Consider the following 20,050-nt stretch of genomic DNA (forward strand, 5'->3'; position numbering starts at 1 on the left):
GGTACGCCGGCCGGGCGTTTGTCATTCCAGAAATCAGGTTGCATTGTTCTTGTCCTCGTTACCTGAGCCGATCCGGGAGCCGCTTTCTGTCGTTTCTGCTTCGTCAATGGAAGGCGAAAAGCACAAAGCGGAGCTTCACGGACACTAGCAGCTATGGCCATTGAGGCAAATATGACCCAAGCCCTCATTGATCCCGTGAATCTTCCTGCCGTGGCGTGAGCTGATCAGACGCGCTATACACTGTGGCGATGCTGAGCAAAGGAATCGCCATGACCCACGACACCTTCTGGCTGGACGCGAGTGACCGCAGCCGCCTGTACGTCAACCGCTGGCTGCCGGCCACGCCATTGAAAGCGGTGATTCTGCTGGCCCATGGCATGGCCGAACACAGCGCTCGCTACGCGCGGCTCGCCGACACGTTTTGCGACAAAGACTATGGCGTCTACGCCCCGGATCTGCGTGGCCATGGCCGCACCGCCGACAACGGCACTCTCGGCCATTTCGCCGATGACGATGGCTGGTGCAAGGTCGTTGGCGATCTGGCCAGCCTCAACCAGCACATCGGCCAGCAACATCCCGGCGTGCCGATCATCCTCCTCGGCCACAGCATGGGCAGCTACATCGCCCAAGGCTATTTGTTGCACCACAGCGCCAGTCTGCACGGGGCGATTCTCAGCGGCTCGAATTTCCAGCCGGTGGCGCTGTATCGCGCCGCGCGGCTGATAGCCCGGCTGGAAAAACTGCGCCAGGGCGGCAAGGGCCGCAGTGCATTGATCGAGTGGCTGTCGTTCGGCACGTTCAACAATAAATTCAAACCGGTGCGCACCCGTTTCGACTGGCTGAGCCGCGACCCGGCCGAGGTCGACAAGTACGCCGCCGACCCGTTGTGCGGCTTTCGCTGCACCAATCAGCTGTGGATCGACCTGCTCGGCGGCTTGCAGCAAATCAGCAAAGCGTCCAATCTCGCGCAGATCGATCCGGGCCTGCCGCTGCTGGTGATTGGCGGCGAATGTGATCCGGTGAGCGAGGGCAAGCGTCTGACAGATCTGGCCAATGCCTTGCGCAGGGCCGGCAGCCAGCATCTGCAACTGAAGATCTACCCGCAGGCCCGGCACGAATTGTTCAATGAAAGCAATCGCGACGAAGTGACCACCGATGTGCTCGCCTGGATCGACCAGGCCCTGAGCCACCGGCGCCCACAGCGCAGCGAATAAATTTTTTGTGGATTGACTGAAATCCGTCACAGGAATCGAGACCGATGACCCAGGTTACCAACATCCCTTACGAAGCCCTTGAAGTCGGCCAGACCGCCAGCTACAGCAAGACTGTCGAAGAGCGCGACATTCAGCTGTTCGCCGCGATGTCGGGCGACCACAACCCGGTGCACCTGGACGCCGAATTTGCCGCCGCCAGCATGTTCAAGGAACGCATCGCCCACGGCATGTTCAGCGGTGCGCTGATCAGCGCAGCGGTGGCCTGTGAATTGCCTGGGCCGGGCACTATCTATATCGGTCAGCAGATGAGCTTTCAGAAGCCGGTGAAGATCGGCGACACGTTGACGGTGCGCCTGGAGATTCTGGAGAAACTGCCGAAATTCCGCGTGCGCATTGCCACTCGCGTATTCAATCAGCGTGATGAGTTGGTAGTGGATGGCGAGGCCGAAATTCTCGCACCGCGCAAACAGCAGACGGTGACGTTGCCGACATTGCCGGCGATCAGTATTGGCTGATGATTGGGAAGTGTCAGGTAGATTGCTACCCCCTCACCCCAGCCCTCTCCCCCAAGGGGGCGAGGGGAAAAGGGAGCTGATCTGCATCGGATTCAAATCCTGCGCTCGGCGCGGGCGATCTTCAAGACCTTCCAGAACCAGAGTTCAACTCAGATCGCTCAAGTCGGCGTAACTCCGGCATTCACCTCGGTCAGTCCCCTCTCCCTCCGGGAGAGGGCTAGGGTGAGGGGCTTTTCCTGCGGGCACAAAAAAACGCCAGACAAGCTGGCGTTTTTTATCAGCCGACTAACTCTTACGAGTTGGCACGAGCCTGGTTACGCAGGGCTTTCACCTGGTCGTGGTTGCGTTGTACGCCGTGGTACTGACGCTCAACCAGATCCTTGATGCCAACCAGATTGTGCTTGTTGATCTTCTCGATCGCTTCACGATAAGCCTTCAGCGCATGGTCTTCACCGCGCTCGGCTTCGTTCAGCACAGCCTCTTCATCTTTACCGGTGAACATGGATTTGACGTCGACCCAGCGACGGTGCAGATCACCGGCAACACTGGTCGAAGTTTCCGGATCACCGCCCAGCGAACGTACCTGAGCCTGCAGCTCGGCTGCTGCGGTGGCGCAATCGGCGGAGCGCTGCACGAACAGGGTTTTCAGTTCTGGGTGCTTGATGTCTTCGGCGCAAGTCTTGAACCCTTCCTGACCGTCCTTGCAGGTTTCAATCAGGTCGTTGAGTACAGAAATGGCTTCTTTATTCATGTCGGTCATTTTTCAATTCCTTGCGATGGGTTGAAGATGCAAGGGATATTGCAGTGTGCGTGCCAGCTTCGCTTCAGGTAAAAATATCTATGTTTTCATTGACTTAAGAAAGATTGAACCATCTGTATGCTGGTTTTTTGCATGATCTGTCATTTGGCCTGCATGCAGAATGCCTGTATTTTCCAGGCTGTCATGTGAATCGATGAAGCGTGCTGATGAATCCGGAAAAACTCGAACTGCTGATCACCCGCGAGATGCCCTTCGGCAAATACAAAGGGCGGATCATTGCCGACTTGCCTGGCCCCTATCTGAACTGGTTCGCCCGTGAAGGCTTTCCCCACGGTGAACTCGGTGGCCTGTTGGCGTTGATGCAGGAGATCGACCACAACGGCCTGTCCGACCTGCTCGAGCCGCTGCGCGCCAAACACGGCAAACCCGCCCCGCGCCACTGACGCGCCCTTCCCTCTTGAGCCTTGCCGACCATGCCTGACAACACCCGCCGCGCCCGTGACGAAGCCTTCTGGCAAACCTTTGCCGACCGATACGATGTGCAGCCCGGCCCGGTCAACCTGGAAAACGGTTACTTCGGGCGCATGTCGCGCACAGTGATCGAGGAATACCAGCGCAACATCGAGCTGATCAACACCAGTAACTCGATTTATGCACGCCAGCGCTTTGAACAGCACGACAACCTCGAAATCCGCGCGCAACTGGCCGAACTGATCGGCGTGCGCGCGCAAAGCGTGGCGCTGACGCGCAATGCCACCGAAGGCCTGCAATCGCTGATCCGCAATTACAATCGCCTGCAACCGGGCGATCAGGTGCTGATCTGTGATCTTGAGTACGACACGGTCAAAGGCGCCATGCGCTGGCTGGCGCAACAGCGTGGCGTTGAGGTCATCGAGATTACCCACCACCATCCCGCCAGTTTCGACAGCCTGCTGGAAAGCTACCGCGAAGCTTTCACCCGCCACCCGAAGCTCAAACTGATGGCGCTGACCCATGTCACCCATCGCACCGGTCTGGTCATGCCGGTGCAGGCCATCGCCGCACTGGCCAAAGAGCACGGCGTCGACATCATCCTCGACGGTGCCCACGCCCTGGGCCAGATTGAATTTGACCTGCAAGCGTTGGGCATCGCTTTCGCCGGTTACAACCTGCACAAATGGATCGGCGCACCGCTGACCCTTGGCTTCATCTATATCGCCCCGCAGCGTCTGGCTGATATCGATCCGGACATGGGCGAGATGCATTACCCAGTAAGCGATATTCGCGCGCGCACCTCGTACAGCACGCCGAACATCCCGGCGCTGATGACCTTGCCGCTGGTGTTCGAAGAGCACGACGCCCTCGGCGGCGCCGCAGCCAAAAGCCCACGCCTGAATTACCTGCGCAACTTGTGGGTCAGCCGGGTCCGGCACCTGCCGGGCATCGAGGTGCTGACGCCGGACGACCCGCAACTGTATTGCGGGATCACCGCGCTGCGCTTCACCCGGCATGCCGATCAACAGGCCATGGCCGAGCGGCTGCTCAGCGAATTCAACCTGTTCACCGTGGTGCGCACCGGCGCCGCATGCGGGCCGTGCATTCGCATCACCCCGGGGCTGACCACCACGGCTGGCGAGATGGAGCAGTTGGTCCACGCATTGAACCAGCTGCGCTAGAACGGCACACCGGAGTTTTTTTCGTAGCCTTCAAGATCCAACTGCGCCGACACGGCGAAGGTGTCGATGCCGAGGGTCAGGCTGGCGAAGGCGCCGTCTTCAAGATCGGCGCCGGCGATCGGCTGCAATACCAACTGCAAGGCGTCCTCGGCGGCAGCTTCACAGCCGCAGCGGCCTGGGAGGTGCAAGGTGCCGGCCCAGGCCTCGTGGTGAGCTTGGGCTCCTGCTTCGTCGCCGGGAATGAATACGTTCAGCTTCAGGCAAGCAGCCCCGTGCGCAGGTCGATCCGGATAGACACTGGTGAAGCGGACGATGCCATGGCTATCAGTCAATTGACTGCCGCCCAGGCTGGTGTCGCCATCGACACGCTGTTGAATGCGCACCAGCGCGCCGATGACCGGCTCGCTGGTCATCGCATCGACCAGCGACAGACGCAGGATCAGCGGCAGGCCTTGGACACCCTGGCTGATATTGCGCACTTGGGAATCGGCTGCGGGGCGGCCGAGGGGAAGTTGCTTCGGTTGATAACGGGATTGTGGTGTAAGGGTCAGAGACTGACGGTCGTCCATGAGGCGTTCTCTCTTCCATAAGATGGACGCAGATTAACCCCGTGAAAAAGCCAGCGTGCAGTAACTATGTATCGCGGCATGTACCGGCAGTTTTTTCAGCGCAAAAAAAAGGTGCGCCGACCAAGCGCACCATAAAGCCGTAAAGCACACAACGAGGTGTAGGGGTAAAGATCAGTCCAGCAGCGCCAGGGCTTCGGCAGTGCATTCCTGAATGCGCGCCCAGTCGCCGTTTTTGATCCACTCCGGATCAAGCATCCAGCTACCGCCCACGCACATGACGTTTTTCAGCGCCATGTAGCTCTTGATATTGGCCGGGCCGACGCCGCCAGTCGGGCAGAATTTCACTTCGCCGAACGGGCCGCCGAGCGCCTTGATTGCCGCCACGCCACCGCTGACTTCCGCCGGGAACAGCTTGAAGCGGCGATAGCCCAGACCGTAGCCTTCCATGATCCCCGAGGCGTTGCTGATGCCCGGCAACAGCGGAATCGGGCTGTCGACGCTGGCTTCGAGCAGGTCACGAGTGATGCCCGGGGTGACGATGAATTGCGAACCGGCCGCTTCCGCCGCTGCGAGCATGTTGCGGTCGAGCACGGTGCCGGCACCGGTCATCAGTTCCGGGCGCTGTTCGCGCAGGATCTGAATGGCCTTGAGGCCGAACTGCGAACGCAGGGTCACTTCCAGCGCAGTCAGGCCACCGGCAGCGAGGGCGTCGGCCAGTGGCAGCACGTCCTGTTCGCGGGCGATGGTGATCACTGGCAGAATCCGCGCCTTGGCGCAGAGACTGTCGATCAGGGCAACTTTGTCCGCCATGGAAACGGTCGGGGATGGGGTTGTCATAGCGGCTGTTCCTTGGCTCATGGGCACCAGTAAATCTCTAACGTAGGTTGCAGAAACGCGCGCACCGGCATGGCCGCAACGTCATCGGATGCCAGCGCGGCATTCAGGGTGGTCAGTTTCGATTGACCGGAAATCGACAGAATCTTGTGCCGGGCCGAGGCCAGCAGCGCGCGGCTCATGGTCAGGCGCTGACGCGGCACGCTGGGCGCCAGCATCGGCCAGCAACGGCGCGTGCCATCGGCTTGCAGGGCTTCGGCGAGGTTCGGGCTGTCGGGGAACAGCGACGCGGTGTGACCGTCATCGCCCATGCCCAGCACCAGCACGTCAATCGGCGGCAATTCCGCGAGCAAGCGATCAGCCTGTTCAGCAGCCTGCTCGACGTTGGCCGCCGCGCTGTAGAGGCTGAGGAACTGCGCCTTGGCTGCCGGGCCTTTGAGCAGATACTGCTTGAGCAGGCCGGCATTGCTGTCGGCATGTTCAACCGGTACCCAGCGTTCGTCGGCCAGGGTCACGACGACCTTCGACCAGTCCAGCTCCTGCTTGGCCAGGTGCTGGAAGAACGCTACCGGGCTGCGCCCGCCGGACACCACCAGCACCGCGTTGCCGCGTGCAGCAATGGCGTCGCTCAGTTGCTTGGCAACGTTCAGCGCCAGGCCTTCGGCGAGCAGCACCGGGCTGTTGAATTCGCGGGCAGTCACGCCCGTCGGCAGTTGCACATCAGATATCGCCATACCACGACCTCCCGTCCCGCGTGATCAAAGCAATGGAGCTCATCGGCCCCCACGACCCGGCCGCATACGGCTTGGGCGCGTCGCCGGATTTCTTCCACCCGGCGATCAGCTGGTCACACCACTTCCACGCGGCTTCGATTTCATCTTTACGGACAAACAGGTTCTGATTGCCGTTCATCACTTCCAGCAACAACCGCTCATAGGCATCGGGGATCCGCGCGCTACGCCAGGTGTCGGAGAAATTCAGTTGCAGCGGGCCGCTGCGCAGTTGCATGCCCTTGTCCAGGCCCTGCTCCTTGGTCATCACGCGCAAGGAAATGCCTTCGTCCGGTTGCAGGCGGATGATCAGTTTGTTGCTGATCTGCAGACGCTGCTCCGGGGCGAAAATGTAGTGCGACGGTTCCTTGAAGTGGATGACGATCTGCGACAGCTTCTGCGGCATGCGCTTGCCGGTACGCAGGTAGAACGGCACGCCGGCCCAGCGCCAGTTGCGGATGTCGGCACGCAGGGCGACGAAGGTTTCGGTGTCGCTCTGGGTGTTGGAATTCGGTTCTTCGAGGTAACCCGGAACGGATTTCCCCTCGCTGTGGCCGGCGATGTACTGGCCGCGCACCACTTGTGTGGTCAGGCCTTCCGGGCTGATCGGCGCGAGCGCCTTGAGCACTTTCACTTTCTCGTCACGGATGCTGTCGGCGGACAGGTCGGCCGGCGGATCCATGGCAATCAGGCAGAGCAGCTGCAACAGGTGATTCTGGATCATGTCGCGCAGCTGGCCGGCTTTGTCGAAATAGCCCCAACGGCCTTCGATGCCGACCTTCTCGGCCACGGTGATTTCCACGTGGGAGATGTAATTCTGGTTCCACTGGGTTTCGAACAGGCTGTTGGCGAAACGCAGGGCGATCAGGTTCTGAACGGTCTCTTTGCCCAGATAGTGGTCGATGCGGTAGGTGCGGTCTTCCGGGAAAAACTGCGCGACGGCGTCGTTGACCTTGCGCGAAGACTCCAGGTCAGAGCCGATCGGTTTTTCCAGCACCACGCGAGTGTTCTCGGCCAGACCGACTTTCTCGAGGTTCTCGCAGATCGCGCCGTATACCGCCGCCGGAGTAGCGAAGTAGGCAATCATGCGCTGGATGCTGCCGGCCAGTTCCGCCAGCGCCACGTAATCCTCAGCCTTGAGGAAGTCGACGTGCAGATAGGTCAGGCGCGCGAGAAAGCGCTCGGCTACGGTTTCGTTCAGCTCTTTGCCGACGTAACGGCGCAATTCGGCGGCGATGAACGCCATGTGCTGCTGCTCGCTGCCGGGCTCACGGGCCAGCGCGATGATGCGCGTGTCCTCGTGCAGCAGGTCGGCACCGTCAAGGTGATACAGGGCAGGAAACAGCTTGCGCAGGGCCAGATCGCCAAGCGCGCCGAACAAGGCAAAGGTGCACGGTTCAACCGTAATGGAAGGCATGATGTTTGTTCTTTTATCAAGTTAAGCTACAAATACCTTTTTTCAAGGCATCACTCAAGGGAAAATGTAGTAATAACCACAACATTTTCGCAGAATACTCAATCCGAGTGGTGGTCGCCCGGACGCATCAGTAGGATAGGCCACCGTCACGGGCCATATCAAAGGCCCAATTTGCATAGCCCGACGCAACTCTGCGTCGGTGAATCAGGAATTCCATATGGACCGCGTGCGAAATTTACTGGAACAGATCCAGAGTCGCCTTGAAGAGCTGAACAAGGCCGAACGTAAGGTCGCCGAGGTGATCCTGCTCAACCCGCAGCAGGCCACCCGCTTCAGCATCGCCGCCCTCGCCCAGGCCGCCTCGGTGAGCGAACCGACGGTCAACCGTTTCTGCCGCTCGTTCGGTGTCAGCGGTTATCCCGAACTCAAGCTGCAATTGGCCCAGAGCCTGGCCAGTGGCGCGGCGTATGTCAGCCGCGCGGTCGAGGCTGACGACAATCCCGAGGCGTACACGCAGAAGATTTTCGGCAGCGCCATCGCCTCCCTGGACAGCGCTTGCCAGGCACTCGACCCGAACCTGATCAGCCGCGCCGTCGACCTGTTGATCCAGGCGCGGCAGATCCATTTTTTCGGCCTCGGCGCTTCAGCCCCGGTGGCGCTGGATGCGCAGCACAAGTTCTTCCGCTTCAACCTTGCGGTCACCGCGCATGCCGATGTGCTGATGCAGCGAATGATTGCTTCGGTGGCGCACACCGGTGAGCTGTTCGTGATCATTTCCTACACCGGGCGTACCCGCGAGCTGGTGGAAGTGGCGCGGATTGCCCGCGAGAACGGTGCTTCGGTGTTGGGCCTGACGGCGGAGAATTCACCGCTGGCCAAGGCCAGTACCTTGAGCCTGAATATTCCGTTGCCGGAAGACACCGACATTTACATGCCGATGACGTCGCGGATCATTCAGTTGACGGTGCTGGATGTGCTGGCGACCGGGATGACGTTGCGTCGCGGGGTGGATTTCCAACCGCATTTGCGCAAGATCAAAGAGAGCCTGAATGCCAGCCGGTATCCGGTTGGGGATGAATTCAACTAAAGATCAAAAGCCCCCTCACCCCAGCCCTCTCCCGGAGGGAGAGGGAGCCGACCGAGGTGTCTTGCGCGGTACATCGACCTGAAATATCCAGTCGATTATGGATTCAGAACTGCACTTTCACGTCGGCGTAATTCTTGAGCATCCCCCATTCGGTCCCCTCTCCCTCTGGGAGAGGGCTAGGGTGAGGGTATCGGTGTACTTGACGCACTAAGCCGCCGCCCACGCCTGCAAACTCAAATGCGCCTTCTCCCCCGGCGCCAGGTGCAGGCTGTCCGTGCCACCCGCCGCTGCTTCCACGCAGACGAATTCGGAAATCTCGTCCCAACTCACCCCCAGCAACGGCCGCGCGCCGGGATGCCAGACGACGGTGTCGCCGCTGTCACCGGTATCGATGCACAACTCGCGCTGCCAGGCGTGATCCTTGAGCTGCAATTCGCCGTCATGCTGGAACACCCGCTGACAGCCGCCATCGACCCGCAACTCGCCTTCCTGCTGGCAAACCTGACGATTCAACTGATCATAACCCTGCGCGCCTTCGAGGCCAGACAGCGCTATCTCACCAACATCGCCTATACGCCAGTAAGCGTGCAAAGCCTGGCTCAACTGGCACGGCATGTCGTCCTGATGCTCGGTGCTCAGGCGTAATTCCATGCGTTCGCCCAGATGCGCGTGCAGGTCGACCTGCCAATCGCACAGCTGCAGTTGCCAGTGCAGGCGCACGCCATCCTCGGCGCTGCTGCTGTCGAGCAGTTTCCAGTCGAGCAGTCGCGCCCAACCATGGGACGGCCACGCGTTTTCGCTCGGATGACGGCCATACCACGGCCAGCACACCGGCACGCCACCGCGAATCGCGCCGACATGCGGCCACTTCGCCGCGCACCACAACCACGGCTTCTGCCCGCGCGGCTGAAAATGCAGCAACTGCGCGCCCTGACGACTGAACACCGCCTGACACAGCGGATGATCGATCACCAACACGTCGCGCATCTGATAGCGCTCCCAGGCGAACACCGGTCGCTCGCGCAGGGATTTGAAGAAGCGTTGCAGCGGATGCTCATGCATTGGCTACGGTCCTGAAAATCATGGGGTACTTATCAATCCAAAAGCCTTGCATAGCACTTTGTGGCGAGGGGATTTATCCCCGCTGGGTCGCGAAGCGGCCCCAAATCCGATAAACACAATCTGCCTGATACACCTCGCTGAATGGTTTCAGGGCCGCTTCGCAGCCCAGCGGGGCGGTGCGACGTTTCGCTAAATCCCCTCACCACAATGGGTACGACATAACTCTTTCTGCGGGTCTCGCAAAAAAAAGCGGACAGCCTTGGCTGTCCGCAAAATGCGCACATAGAGAGGAGCTTATCGCAGACGCGTCAGAACGTTGACTGAATTTTCAGGCCAGCGACCAAAGCGTTATCAACTTCATCCACACCGCCCGGATGAGTGATGTATTGCAGGTTGGGACGCACGGTCAGCCAGTTGGTGACATGGATGCCGTAGTTCAGTTCGTAGTTGTATTCGGTTTCACGAATCGGCGAGAACGCGGCGTTGTCGTAATCGGACACACCGTTGGCAGCGTTCAGCAGTTCAGCATTGCGCTTGACGTCCTTGTTGACGTGGATACGCGCAGCGCCGATACCGATGTCATCTTTCGGACGCGCATCGAACGGGCCTTTGTAGACAAACATCACCGACTGGTAGTTGTCGATGAAGTTGGTGTCCTTGTCGTGGAAAGTCGCGTTGGCAGCGATGTTCAGACCGCGAGTGGCATCACCGTTGTGGCTGGTGAGTTGCTGTTGCGCAACGAACCAGTAACCGCTTTTGCTGTTGTGCGACTTGTAGTCATCACCGGTGGTTGCCGCATCGAGACCGTTGACGTCTTCGCGAACGTCGTCGGCATCGGCCGTGCTCTTGTAGTAACCGACGCGGTATTCGCCCGGCAGGCTGTTGACCTTCGGCGACCAGACCAACTCAACCGGCAGCACGGTACCTTTGGTGCCGCTGCCGCTGAGCTTGAAGCCGTTGCCGTGTTCCAGTTGCGACGGGTTCTGGTTGTACGCACCGATTTGCGCGTAGAGCTCGTCGTTGATGTTGTACTTCACACGGATCGCGGCCTGGCTGACGGGCCAGTTGTACCAGATGTTGGTCGCCCAGTTACCCACTTGCGAACCGCAGAACGCCAGGTTCTGGAAGTCGCACGGGAAGGTGTTGAAGTCTTCGCCTTCGCCGAAGTAACCGGCCTTGACGTCGAGCTTGTTGTCGAAGAACTGGTGCTGGATCCACAACTGGGTCAGACGCACCATGTGGCCACGGCCGTAGACTTCCTGCGAGGAGCTGAGGGTGCCGGCACGCGGATCGCCAACGCGGTCGTTGGAGATGTTGTAGCCGTTACGGTTGGTCAGCTGGATCTTCGCTTGGGTGTTGTCCCAGCCCCACAGTTTCTGCAGGTCGAGGGCCACGCCCAGACCGAACTGGTCGGCGTAACGCGCGGTCTTGTCGTCGTTGTAGCCGCCGTTCAGGTTGGCGCCCATCTCGCCAACGTAGTCGGCCTTGATGTCGATACCCTGCTCGATCAGCTTGGTGCGCTCGCCGCCCCAGTCGCCGGTCATCCACTTGGAGTCGGAGCTGAACGCATCCGCCGCCATTGCATTACCGGCCAGCACCAGTGCAGCTGCCGCAGAAACCTGGCAGATCAACCGGGCATTGACGTGTTTCTTTTTCATCCCTACATCCTCGTCTTTATTGTTATTAACTGTTTTTATCTAACGCGGTTTACATAAAGTGCGACGAATGACAGGCCATTCACCGCGTGCTCCTTTTTGTGGAACCGGCCCTGGTGGGGGCTGGCAAGCCAGCTCCCACAGGACCGCATTCCAGCATTGTTCTTCAGCGCCCTTTGAACTGCGCCACGTTCGCCGACCGGGTCTCTGTCTGCACCTGGCCCGCAACGCCCAGACGCTCACCGGTATTGGCATCGAACAACAACACTTTCGATGGATCGAACTGCAGCGTCAGGCTTTCGCCTACCTGCGGTGCCACGTCCGGCGCCAGCCGGCAGCAGACCTTGGTGTCGTTCAAGTTGACGAACACCAGGGTGTCCGGACCGGTCGGTTCGGTGACCTGCACTTCGGCGCGGATGCTCGGCAGACCATTGCCCTCGCCGTTCGCCAGCACGATCTGCTCCGGGCGCAGGCCAAGGATCACTTCGCGGTCTTCAAGCCCGGCGTCCTGCATGCTCATCGGCAATTCGCAACGCGCCTGGCCGCTGTCGAGCAGCGCCAGCAGACGACCGTCCTTGCGCTGCAAACGCAGGGGAATGAAGTTCATCGGCGGCGAACCGATGAAACTCGCCACGAACAGGTTGGCCGGGTTGTTGTAGATGTCTTTCGGCGTACCGAATTGCTGAATGATGCCGTCCTTCATCACCGCGACCTTGTCGCCCAGGGTCATCGCTTCGATCTGGTCGTGGGTCACGTAGACCGTGGTGGTTTTCAGACGCTGGTGCATCAGTTTCATTTCGGTGCGCATCTCGACGCGCAGCTTGGCGTCGAGGTTCGACAGCGGTTCGTCGAACAGGTAGATCTTCGGCCGCCGCGCCAGAGCACGGCCCATCGCCACGCGCTGTTGCTGACCACCGGAGAGCTGGCCCGGCTTGCGATTGAGCAGGTGTTCGATCTGCAACAGCTTGGCCACGCGGGCGACTTCTTCGTCGATCGCTGCCTGCGGCATCTTGCGGATCTTCAGGCCGAACTCGATGTTCTCGCGCACGCTCATGGTCGGGTACAGCGCGTAGGACTGAAACACCATGGCGATGTCGCGATCCTTGGGGCTCATGCCGCTGACATCCTGGTCGCCGATCATGATCGCGCCGCCGGTGATGGTTTCCAGACCGGCGATGCAGTTCATCAAGGTCGATTTGCCGCAGCCCGACGGGCCGACGAGGATCAGGAATTCACCGTCCTTGATCGACAGTTCGATGTTCTTCAGGGTGTCCGGCAGGCCGGCCCCGTAGGTCTTGTTTACGTTGCGAAGTTCAAGCGTAGCCATGATTACCCCTTGACCGCGCCGGCCGTCAGCCCGCGCACGAAATACTTGCCTGCGACCACATAGACCAGCAGGGTCGGCAGGCCGGCGATCATCGCCGCTGCCATATCCACGTTGTATTCCTTGGCGCCGGTGCTGGTGTTGACCAGGTTGTTCAGCGCCACGGTGATCGGTTGCGAATCACCGCTGGAGAACACCACACCGAACAGGAAGTCGTTCCAGATCTGGGTGAACTGCCAGATCAGGCAGACCATGATGATCGGCGTCGACATCGGCAGAATGATGCGGCGGAAAATCGTGAAGAAACCCGCGCCATCCAGACGCGCAGCCTTGACCAGCGCATCGGGAATGCTCACGTAGTAGTTGCGGAAGAACAGCGTGGTGAACGCCAGGCCGTAGACCACGTGCACGAAGACCAGGCCGGTGGTGGTGCTCGCCAGGCCCATCTTGCCGAGGGTGAACGAGGCCGGCAGCAGCACGGTCTGGAACGGCAGGAAGCAGCCGAACAGCAGCAGACCGAAGAACAACTGCGAACCACGGAAGCGCCACATCGACAGCACGTAACCGTTCAACGCACCGATGGCGGTGGAGATGATTACCGCCGGTACGGTGATCTTGATCGAGTTCCAGAAGTAGCCGTCAACCGTGGCCCAGGCCTTGACCCAGCCAATGCCGCTGACCACGGTCGGCCAGCTCAGCAGGTTGCCGGTGCTGATGTCTTCCGGGGTCTTGAAGCTGGTCAGCAACATCACCACCAGCGGCACCAGATAGAGGAACACCGCAAGGATCAGCACCGCGTAGATCGCGATGCGACTGAAGCTGATCGCAGGTTTGGCAGCGAGACTAGTCATGACGCTTGGTCCTCAGCTCGGAATACAGGTAAGGCACGATGATCGCGAGGATCGCACCGAGCATCAGAATCGCACTGGCCGAGCCCATGCCCATCTGGCCGCGACTGAAGGTGAAGGAATACATGAACATCGCTGGCAGGTCGGAGGAATAACCCGGGCCGCCGGCGGTCATTGCCGCAACGAGGTCGAAGCTCTTGATCGCGATGTGCGCGAGGATCATCACCGCACTGAAGAACACCGGACGCAGGCTTGGCAGCACGACTTTCCAGTAGATGCGCGGCATGCTCGCGCCGTCGATCTGCGCAGCACGGATGATCGATTGATCGACGCCACGCAGGCCGGCGAGGAACATCGCCATGATGAAGCCCGAGGCTTGCCACACAGCGGCAATCACCAGGCAGTAGACCACGCGATCAGGGTCGATCAGCCAGTCCAGACGGAAACCTTCCCAGCCCCAGTCACGCAACAATTTGTCCAGGCCCATGCCCGGGTTGAGCAGCCATTTCCATGCGGTACCGGTAACGATCATCGAGAGCGCCATCGGGTACAGGTAAATGGTGCGGATAAAGCCTTCGCGACGGATGCGCTGGTCGAGGAACACCGCCAGCAACACGCCGATCACCAGAGTGATGCCGATGAACATGCCGCCGAACACGGCGAGGTTCTTGCTCGCCACCCACCAGCGATCGTTATCGAACAACCGCGCGTATTGCGCCAGGCCGGCCCACTTGTAGTTGGGCAGGAAAGTCGAGGTGGTGAACGACAGAATGAACGTCCACAGGATGTAGCCATAGAAGCCCACCAGCACGATGAACATGCTCGGCGCCAGCACCAGTTTCGGTAGCCAGCGCTGCAATGCATCGAACGGCGAGGCCTTGCTGAACACAGCAACAGAACTCATGAGCAAATCCAGAAAAGAAAGAGAAGAACAGCTGCAAGCTGCAAGCTACAAGCTACAAGACCAGCAGCGCGCAAGCCTTTAACTTGCAGCTTGAAGCTTGAAGCTTGCAGCTCGCCGTCAAGGCGCCTATTTGGCCGACTGAACCGCCGCGCCGAGTTTCTTCGCCGCATCGGCCGGGTCGGCTTTCGGGTCGTTGATGTAGTTGGTGACTACGTCAAAGAACGCGCCCTGCACGGCCAGCGTGGTCGCCATGTTGTGCGCCATGCTTGGTTGCAGGCCGCCGGACTTGGCGTCCGCGAGGAAGTCTTTGGCAGCGGTCTGCGCGCAGGAGTCGAAGCCGAGCTTGTCCATGTTGTTCAACATGTCGTTGCGCACCGGGATCGAGCCTTTGTTAATGCTGAAGACTTTCTGGAAGTTCTCACCCAGCACGACTTTGGCGATGTCCTGCTGACCGGCCGCAGTGCCTGCGTCCTTCTGCTTGAACACGGCCAGCGAGTCGATGTTGTAGGTGAATGCCTTGTCGGTGCCCGGGAACGCTACGCACTCGTAGTCCTTGCCGGCGACTTTCTTGGCGGCGGTCCATTCGGACTTGGCCCAGTCACCCATGATCTGCATGCCGGCCTTGCCGTTGATGACCTTGGCCGCTTCGAGGTTCCAGTCCTGGCCTTTGCCGTCCGCGTCCATGTAGGTCGCGACTTTCTTCAGCTCGGTGAGCGCCTTGACCATTTCCGGGCCGGTCAGCGCCTTGTTGTCGAGATCGACCAGGGCTTTCTTGTAGCCATCCACGCCCATGACCGAGAGCACCACGGCTTCGAACACGGTGCTGTCCTGCCAAGGCTGACCGCCGTGGGCGAGCGGAATGAAGCCCGCCGCTTTCAGCTTGTCGCCGGCTGCGTAGAACTCTTCGAGGGTGGTTGGATTCTTGGTGATGCCGGCTTTCTTGAAGACTTCCGGGTTGATCCACAGCCAGTTCACGCGGTGAATGTTCACCGGCACGGCCACGTAATCACCGTCGTACTTCACGGTATCGGAGACTTTCTTGTCGAGCAGGCTGTCCCACTTTTCCGACTTGGCGACGTCTTTCAAAACGTCGGTGTCGAGCAGGCCGGTCGACGCCCATTCCTGGATGTCCGGGCCTTTGATCTGCGCTACGCCTGGCGGGTTGCCGGCAACGGCACGGCTTTTCAGCACGGTCATGGCAGTCGCACCGCCACCACCGGCGACAGCGCCGTCCTTCCAGGTGAAACCGTCTTTTTCGACTTGGGCCTTGAGCACATCGACAGCGGCTTTTTCGCCACCGGAGGTCCACCAGTGCACGACTTCCACCGAACCTTTGGAATCGGCAGCGGAGACACTGAGCGGCAGGATTGCGAGCGGGAACAGGGAGGCGACAGAAATGACAGTAGCGAGGCGAGAAATCGCATTCATTCGAGATGTACCTTTCTTGTTGTTATGCATTGCAAGTCTGGTGCTTGCGCTGCACGGAGTTTAAACAGAGCGTTTCGCTTCGCAGGTAACGAAGGGACGCGTAAATGTCACGACATGGTTACACAGCAACAGGCTGGGACAACTGCGCCAAAGCCGTGGCCATGCTTGGCGCCAGCGGCAATCGCGGAATCAGCACAGCCTGCCAGGCGTGATACAGATCGGGCTTGCCCGGCCAGATATCGGCACTTGGCACATTCTGCGGATTGAGTTCGTGATGCCAACTGCCGTTGCAGCGGTCGATGAAATTCGTCTCGCAGAACTCCCAGAACAGCCGGTACCAGGTTTCGTATTGCCCGTCGCCGGTGCGTTTGAGCAAGGCACTGGCGGCGGCGCTGGCTTCGGCATGCGTCCAGTGCAGGCGATGGCGGACCACGGCTTTGTTGTGCCAGTCGAGGGTGTAGACAATGCCCGGTGCGCCATCGACATCCCAGCCGTGCCGGCAATTGTTTTCGAAGAGTTTTTGCGCATCAGTCGCCAGCCAGCCCGGCGTAAGCATGCCGGCCTGCACCCGCGCGGCTTCAAGATGCAGGAGCAAGCGCGCCCACTCGAAACCGTGGCCCGGCGTGGTGCCGTAAGGACGAAAACCGTCAGCCGGATTGTCGTGGTTGTATTCGCGCAGCGGTTGCCAATCGCGATCGAAGTGTTCGATGACCATGTAGTCGTTGGCTGCAGCGTGACCATGGATCACTCGTTCGACGATGCGCTGGGCGCGCACCAGCCAGCGCGGATCTTCAGTGACATCGGCCAGCGCGAGGAATGCTTCGGTCGCGTGCATGTTGCTGTTGGCGCCGCGATAGGCTTCTTCTTCGCTCCAGTCGCGGTTGAAGAATTCGCGCATGGCGCCCTCTTCTTCGCTCCAGAAATAAGTATCGATGATGTCGATTGCGTCATCGAGCAAGGCTTGAGCGCCGGGCCGTTGTGCGACCACGGCGGAGCTGGCGGCGAGTGCGACAAAGGCATGCAGATAGGCGTTCTTGCCGGTGTTGTCGTCGCGGTGTTCGGCCACCGCAAACCAGCCGCCATGCAACGCATCACGCAGTGGCCCGCGCAACGCGGCGATACCGTGGTCGACCAGCTCGGCAAACCCCGGCAGGCCCTGAATGTGGGCCATGGCGAAGCTGTGGGTCATGCGCGCGGTGTTCATGGTCTCGGCTTGCGCGTGCGCCGGCAAACGGCCGCGCTCGTCGAGGTTGCCGAAGCCTTCGGGCAGTCGTGATGCCTTGGCGAAATCCAGCAGACGCAGGCCTTCGGCGGCGAGCCATTGCTGGTGGGCAGGGGCGTTCAGCCAACTGCTGAAGTCTGGGTGAAAGGTGTCCATGGTGTGACCCTTTTTTGTTGTTAGGACTGCGGGCAGTCTAAACAACGGGCCGGGGCGGGCTTGTAACGAAGGGGACGGTATTTGTCACTAGCTCGTGACAAAAAAGAAGAGCAAAAGCACCCTCACCCCAACCCTCTCCCGGAGGGAGAGGGGGCCGACCGAGGTGTCTTGCGTCCTCTGTCGACCTGAAAAATATTGGCGATTATGATTCACCACCGCATTTACAGGTCAGCGCAGCTCAGCAGCATCCCCCAATCGGTCCCCTCTCCCTCTGGGCGGTCCGACGTTTCGGGAGGGCTAGGGTGAGGGGCTTTTCGGGGCTAATCCACAGACCGAGGCAACTGCAACGTCACCCGCAACCCGCCCTCACGCAGGTTCTGCAACGTCACCTCGCCGCCATGGCTATGCGCAATGTTGCGCGCAATGCCAAGGCCCAAGCCATAACCCTGCTGCTGCCCCGCCAAACGGAAGTGCGGCTCGAACACTTGCTCCAGCCGCTGCTGCGGCACACCCGGCCCTTCATCATCGACATGCAGAACAAAGGCGCTGTCATCGTCATCGATGTGCAGATGCGCGTTCTGCCCGTACTTCAAGGCGTTGTCGATCAGGTTGCCGATGCAGCGCTTGAGCGCCAGTGGTTTGCCCGGGTATGCCGACAGCGCGCGGCCATGCTGAGTGACGCGGCCATTGCCGTTCGGCGCCAGATACGGCTCGACCAGGCAATCGAGGACATGATTGAGATCCACCGGCTCGATGTTCTCGTGGATGTCGGTGTCTTTCACGCATTGCAGAGCGCCTTTGACCAGCAGCTCCAGCTCATCCAGATCGCGGCCGAACTTGGCTTGCAGCTGTTCGTCCTCGAGCAGCTCGACGCGCAAACGCAAACGAGTGATCGGCGTGCGCAGGTCGTGGGAAATCGCGCTGAACAACTGGCTGCGTTCGGTCAGGTAGCGGCTGATGCGTTCGCGCATGGTGTTGAACGCGCGACCGACTTCGACCACTTCACTGCCACCGCCCTCCGCCACTGGCTCGACATCGGCGCCCAGCGACAGATCCCGCGCTGCCCGCGCCAGGCGCTTGAGCGGCCGGCTCTGCCAGTGCACCAGCAGGCCGATGAACAACAGCAAAAAGCCGCTGGTCAGGACGATAAACCACACCTGCTGCGCCGGCAGGCCTTGCTCTTCGAGACTGGTGTACGGCTCCGGCAGCAACGAGGCGATGTACAGCCATTCCCCCGGAGCCATTTGAATCTGCGTGACCAGCACCGGCGGATTCACCGGCTCCAGGGTCAGCGCGTAATGCGCCCAGGAGCGTGGCAATTCATCAAGTTTCAGCCCGGCGTTGAAAATCCGCAGGTCTTCGGGGCTGACGAAGGTCACCGAAATATCCGTGTCATGGCCCAGAGACTGGCGCAGCACTTCGTCCACCGCTTGCATCACCGCAGCCTTGCGCGGCGTCACCGGCAGCACGTCCATGCCCAGCGGCTTGTCATTGAGCGTCACGACAAACCGGGTGCCGCCCATGCTGCGCAACTGATCGAGCACCAGCGGTCGGTAGGCCACCGGCAGGGAACGGAAATAGCTGACGCTGGCAGTCATCGAATGCGCCAGGCTGCGGGCGCTGGTGACCAGGCCTTCGAGCTGGGTGGCGCGCAGTTGCGACACCCAGATCACGCTCGACAGCGTCTGCGCGAACAGCACCGCCAGCAGAGTCAGCAGCAGCATCCGCCCGAGCAGTGAGCGCGGCACCGGTATGCGGTTGGCAAATTTGCGTAGCGACTCAGTGAGCATTGCCGGCAACCACATTGGCTGCCAACTGATAACCGCTGCCGCGCACCGTGCGGATCAGCCGTGGCGGTTTTTCGGTGTCGCGCAGGCGTTGGCGCAAACGACTGACGGCCATGTCGACGATGCGATCGAGCGGCATCAGATCGCGGCCACGGGTGGCGTTGCCGATGGTGTCGCGGTCGAGGATTTGCTGCGGATGATCGAGGAACAGTTTCAGCAGGGCGAAATCGGCACCGGAGAGGATCACTTCCTCGCCGTCGGTGTGGAACAGCCGATGACTGACCGTGTCCAGGCGCCAGTCGTCGAAGGCCAGCACTTCGCTGCCGCTGCGTTCGTGGGCGAACTGTGCGCGGCGCAGCAGGGCCTTGATCCGCGCTTGCAGTTCGCGCGGGCTGAACGGTTTGCCGAGGTAGTCATCAGCGCCAAGTTCCAGACCGATCACCCGGTCGGCTTCGTCGGAACTGGCGGTCAGCATGATGATCGGCACCTGCGCCTGACGCGGATGCTGGCGCACCCAGCGGCACAGGCTGAAACCGTCTTCGTCGGGCAGCATGACATCGAGGATCACCAGATCGCTCGGCGCCTCGTTGAGCGCCTGACGAAAACCGGCACCATCGGCGGTGGCCCTCACCTGAAACCCGGCGCGGGTCAGGTAGGTTTCCAGCAACTCGCGTATTTCCTGGTCGTCATCGACCAACAATATCGACTTGTTGACTGAGCTCACTTCGAAGGCATCCTTGTTGTTGGAGTTGGGGCGGATTATGCCTTAAGCATCAAACTAACAAACACTACAGAAACCCTTGTGGGAGCGAGCCTGCTCGCGAATCGGTTTTAACATTCAAC

General features: G+C 60.4%; 19 protein-coding genes. 5 read left to right on the forward strand and 14 right to left on the reverse strand.

Annotation, left to right across the window (positions count from 1 at the left end; all coding sequences use genetic code 11):
* The first annotated feature begins 269 nt into the window (after positions 1 to 269).
* Both D8U61_RS14810 and D8U61_RS14815 read left to right on the forward strand, forming a co-directional pair.
* Positions 270 to 1,214 carry an alpha/beta hydrolase gene (locus D8U61_RS14810; RefSeq protein WP_130927182.1) on the forward strand — a complete coding sequence of 315 codons (945 nt, stop codon included), beginning with the start codon at positions 270 to 272 and terminating at the stop codon, positions 1,212 to 1,214.
* Positions 1,215 to 1,258: 44 nt separating this feature from the next.
* Positions 1,259 to 1,729, forward strand: coding sequence for a MaoC family dehydratase (locus tag D8U61_RS14815; protein ID WP_003227420.1), 471 nt, complete (start codon positions 1,259 to 1,261; stop codon positions 1,727 to 1,729).
* Between the two features lie 292 nt (positions 1,730 to 2,021).
* On the opposite strand, the gene D8U61_RS14820 is transcribed toward D8U61_RS14815, so the two are convergent.
* A complete protein-coding gene (locus tag D8U61_RS14820) occupies positions 2,022 to 2,489 on the reverse strand; it encodes a PA2169 family four-helix-bundle protein (protein ID WP_016773542.1) in 468 nt (155 codons plus the stop codon).
* 206 nt (positions 2,490 to 2,695) lie between these two features.
* On the opposite strand from D8U61_RS14820, the gene D8U61_RS14825 reads away from it, so the two are divergent.
* Complete coding sequence (locus D8U61_RS14825; protein ID WP_003227425.1) at positions 2,696 to 2,932, forward strand: DUF3820 family protein; 237 nt, start codon at positions 2,696 to 2,698, stop codon at positions 2,930 to 2,932.
* Positions 2,933 to 2,962: 30 nt separating this feature from the next.
* On the forward strand, positions 2,963 to 4,144 hold the full coding sequence (locus D8U61_RS14830) for an aminotransferase class V-fold PLP-dependent enzyme (RefSeq protein ID WP_130927183.1): 1,182 nt from the start codon (positions 2,963 to 2,965) through the stop codon (positions 4,142 to 4,144).
* Here D8U61_RS14830 and D8U61_RS14835 read toward each other — a convergent pair.
* From D8U61_RS14835 to zwf, 4 genes are all read right to left on the reverse strand, one after another.
* On the reverse strand, positions 4,141 to 4,713 hold the full coding sequence (locus D8U61_RS14835) for a hypothetical protein (protein ID WP_130927184.1): 573 nt from the start codon (positions 4,711 to 4,713) through the stop codon (positions 4,141 to 4,143). The genes D8U61_RS14830 and D8U61_RS14835 overlap by 4 nt on opposite strands.
* Positions 4,714 to 4,884: 171 nt before the next feature.
* Positions 4,885 to 5,550, reverse strand: a complete 666-nt coding sequence (locus D8U61_RS14840; protein WP_016773539.1) for a bifunctional 4-hydroxy-2-oxoglutarate aldolase/2-dehydro-3-deoxy-phosphogluconate aldolase — start codon at positions 5,548 to 5,550, stop codon at positions 4,885 to 4,887.
* A gap of 17 nt (positions 5,551 to 5,567) precedes the next feature.
* Positions 5,568 to 6,281, reverse strand: a complete 714-nt coding sequence (gene pgl, locus D8U61_RS14845; RefSeq protein WP_041479176.1) for a 6-phosphogluconolactonase — start codon at positions 6,279 to 6,281, stop codon at positions 5,568 to 5,570.
* The gene (zwf, locus tag D8U61_RS14850) at positions 6,268 to 7,734 is read right to left on the reverse strand and encodes a glucose-6-phosphate dehydrogenase (protein ID WP_130887000.1); all 1,467 of its coding nucleotides are present in this window, start codon (positions 7,732 to 7,734) and stop codon (positions 6,268 to 6,270) included. Before zwf ends, pgl begins: the two co-directional genes overlap by 14 nt.
* Before the next feature lie 226 nt (positions 7,735 to 7,960).
* On the opposite strand from zwf, the gene D8U61_RS14855 reads away from it, so the two are divergent.
* Entirely contained in the window at positions 7,961 to 8,821 is an 861-nt protein-coding gene (locus D8U61_RS14855; protein ID WP_169842436.1) for a MurR/RpiR family transcriptional regulator, read from the forward strand.
* Between the two features lie 207 nt (positions 8,822 to 9,028).
* Here the strand turns inward: D8U61_RS14855 and D8U61_RS14860 are convergent, their stop codons facing one another.
* The 9 genes from D8U61_RS14860 to D8U61_RS14900 all read right to left on the reverse strand — a co-directional run bounded on the left by D8U61_RS14860 (position 9,029) and on the right by D8U61_RS14900 (position 19,931).
* Complete coding sequence (locus tag D8U61_RS14860) at positions 9,029 to 9,883, reverse strand: D-hexose-6-phosphate mutarotase (RefSeq protein ID WP_039758108.1); 855 nt, start codon at positions 9,881 to 9,883, stop codon at positions 9,029 to 9,031.
* A gap of 308 nt (positions 9,884 to 10,191) precedes the next feature.
* Positions 10,192 to 11,541 carry a carbohydrate porin gene (locus D8U61_RS14865; RefSeq protein ID WP_016773536.1) on the reverse strand — a complete coding sequence of 450 codons (1,350 nt, stop codon included), beginning with the start codon at positions 11,539 to 11,541 and terminating at the stop codon, positions 10,192 to 10,194.
* A 163-nt stretch (positions 11,542 to 11,704) separates the two neighbouring features.
* Positions 11,705 to 12,865, reverse strand: a complete 1,161-nt coding sequence (ugpC, locus tag D8U61_RS14870; RefSeq protein WP_073472036.1) for a sn-glycerol-3-phosphate ABC transporter ATP-binding protein UgpC — start codon at positions 12,863 to 12,865, stop codon at positions 11,705 to 11,707.
* Between the two features lie 2 nt (positions 12,866 to 12,867).
* Positions 12,868 to 13,713, reverse strand: a complete 846-nt coding sequence (locus tag D8U61_RS14875; protein WP_016773534.1) for a carbohydrate ABC transporter permease — start codon at positions 13,711 to 13,713, stop codon at positions 12,868 to 12,870.
* On the reverse strand, positions 13,706 to 14,614 hold the full coding sequence (locus D8U61_RS14880; protein WP_016773533.1) for a sugar ABC transporter permease: 909 nt from the start codon (positions 14,612 to 14,614) through the stop codon (positions 13,706 to 13,708). The genes D8U61_RS14875 and D8U61_RS14880 overlap by 8 nt, the downstream gene beginning before the upstream one ends.
* Positions 14,615 to 14,740: 126 nt before the next feature.
* Positions 14,741 to 16,042: an ABC transporter substrate-binding protein gene (locus D8U61_RS14885; protein WP_024014061.1), complete on the reverse strand. Its 1,302-nt coding sequence runs from the start codon at positions 16,040 to 16,042 to the stop codon at positions 14,741 to 14,743.
* A 118-nt stretch (positions 16,043 to 16,160) separates the two neighbouring features.
* A complete protein-coding gene (locus tag D8U61_RS14890; protein WP_125926432.1) occupies positions 16,161 to 17,420 on the reverse strand; it encodes an AGE family epimerase/isomerase in 1,260 nt (419 codons plus the stop codon).
* A 320-nt stretch (positions 17,421 to 17,740) separates the two neighbouring features.
* A complete protein-coding gene (locus D8U61_RS14895) occupies positions 17,741 to 19,210 on the reverse strand; it encodes an ATP-binding protein (protein ID WP_016773530.1) in 1,470 nt (489 codons plus the stop codon).
* Positions 19,200 to 19,931, reverse strand: coding sequence for a response regulator transcription factor (locus D8U61_RS14900; RefSeq protein WP_039758123.1), 732 nt, complete (start codon positions 19,929 to 19,931; stop codon positions 19,200 to 19,202). Before D8U61_RS14900 ends, D8U61_RS14895 begins: the two co-directional genes overlap by 11 nt.
* Positions 19,932 to 20,050 lie beyond the last annotated feature (119 nt).

Source organism: Pseudomonas sp. Sample_14, from assembly GCF_004307515.1.
GTDB classification, from domain to species: Bacteria; Pseudomonadota; Gammaproteobacteria; order Pseudomonadales; family Pseudomonadaceae; genus Aquipseudomonas; species Aquipseudomonas atacamensis.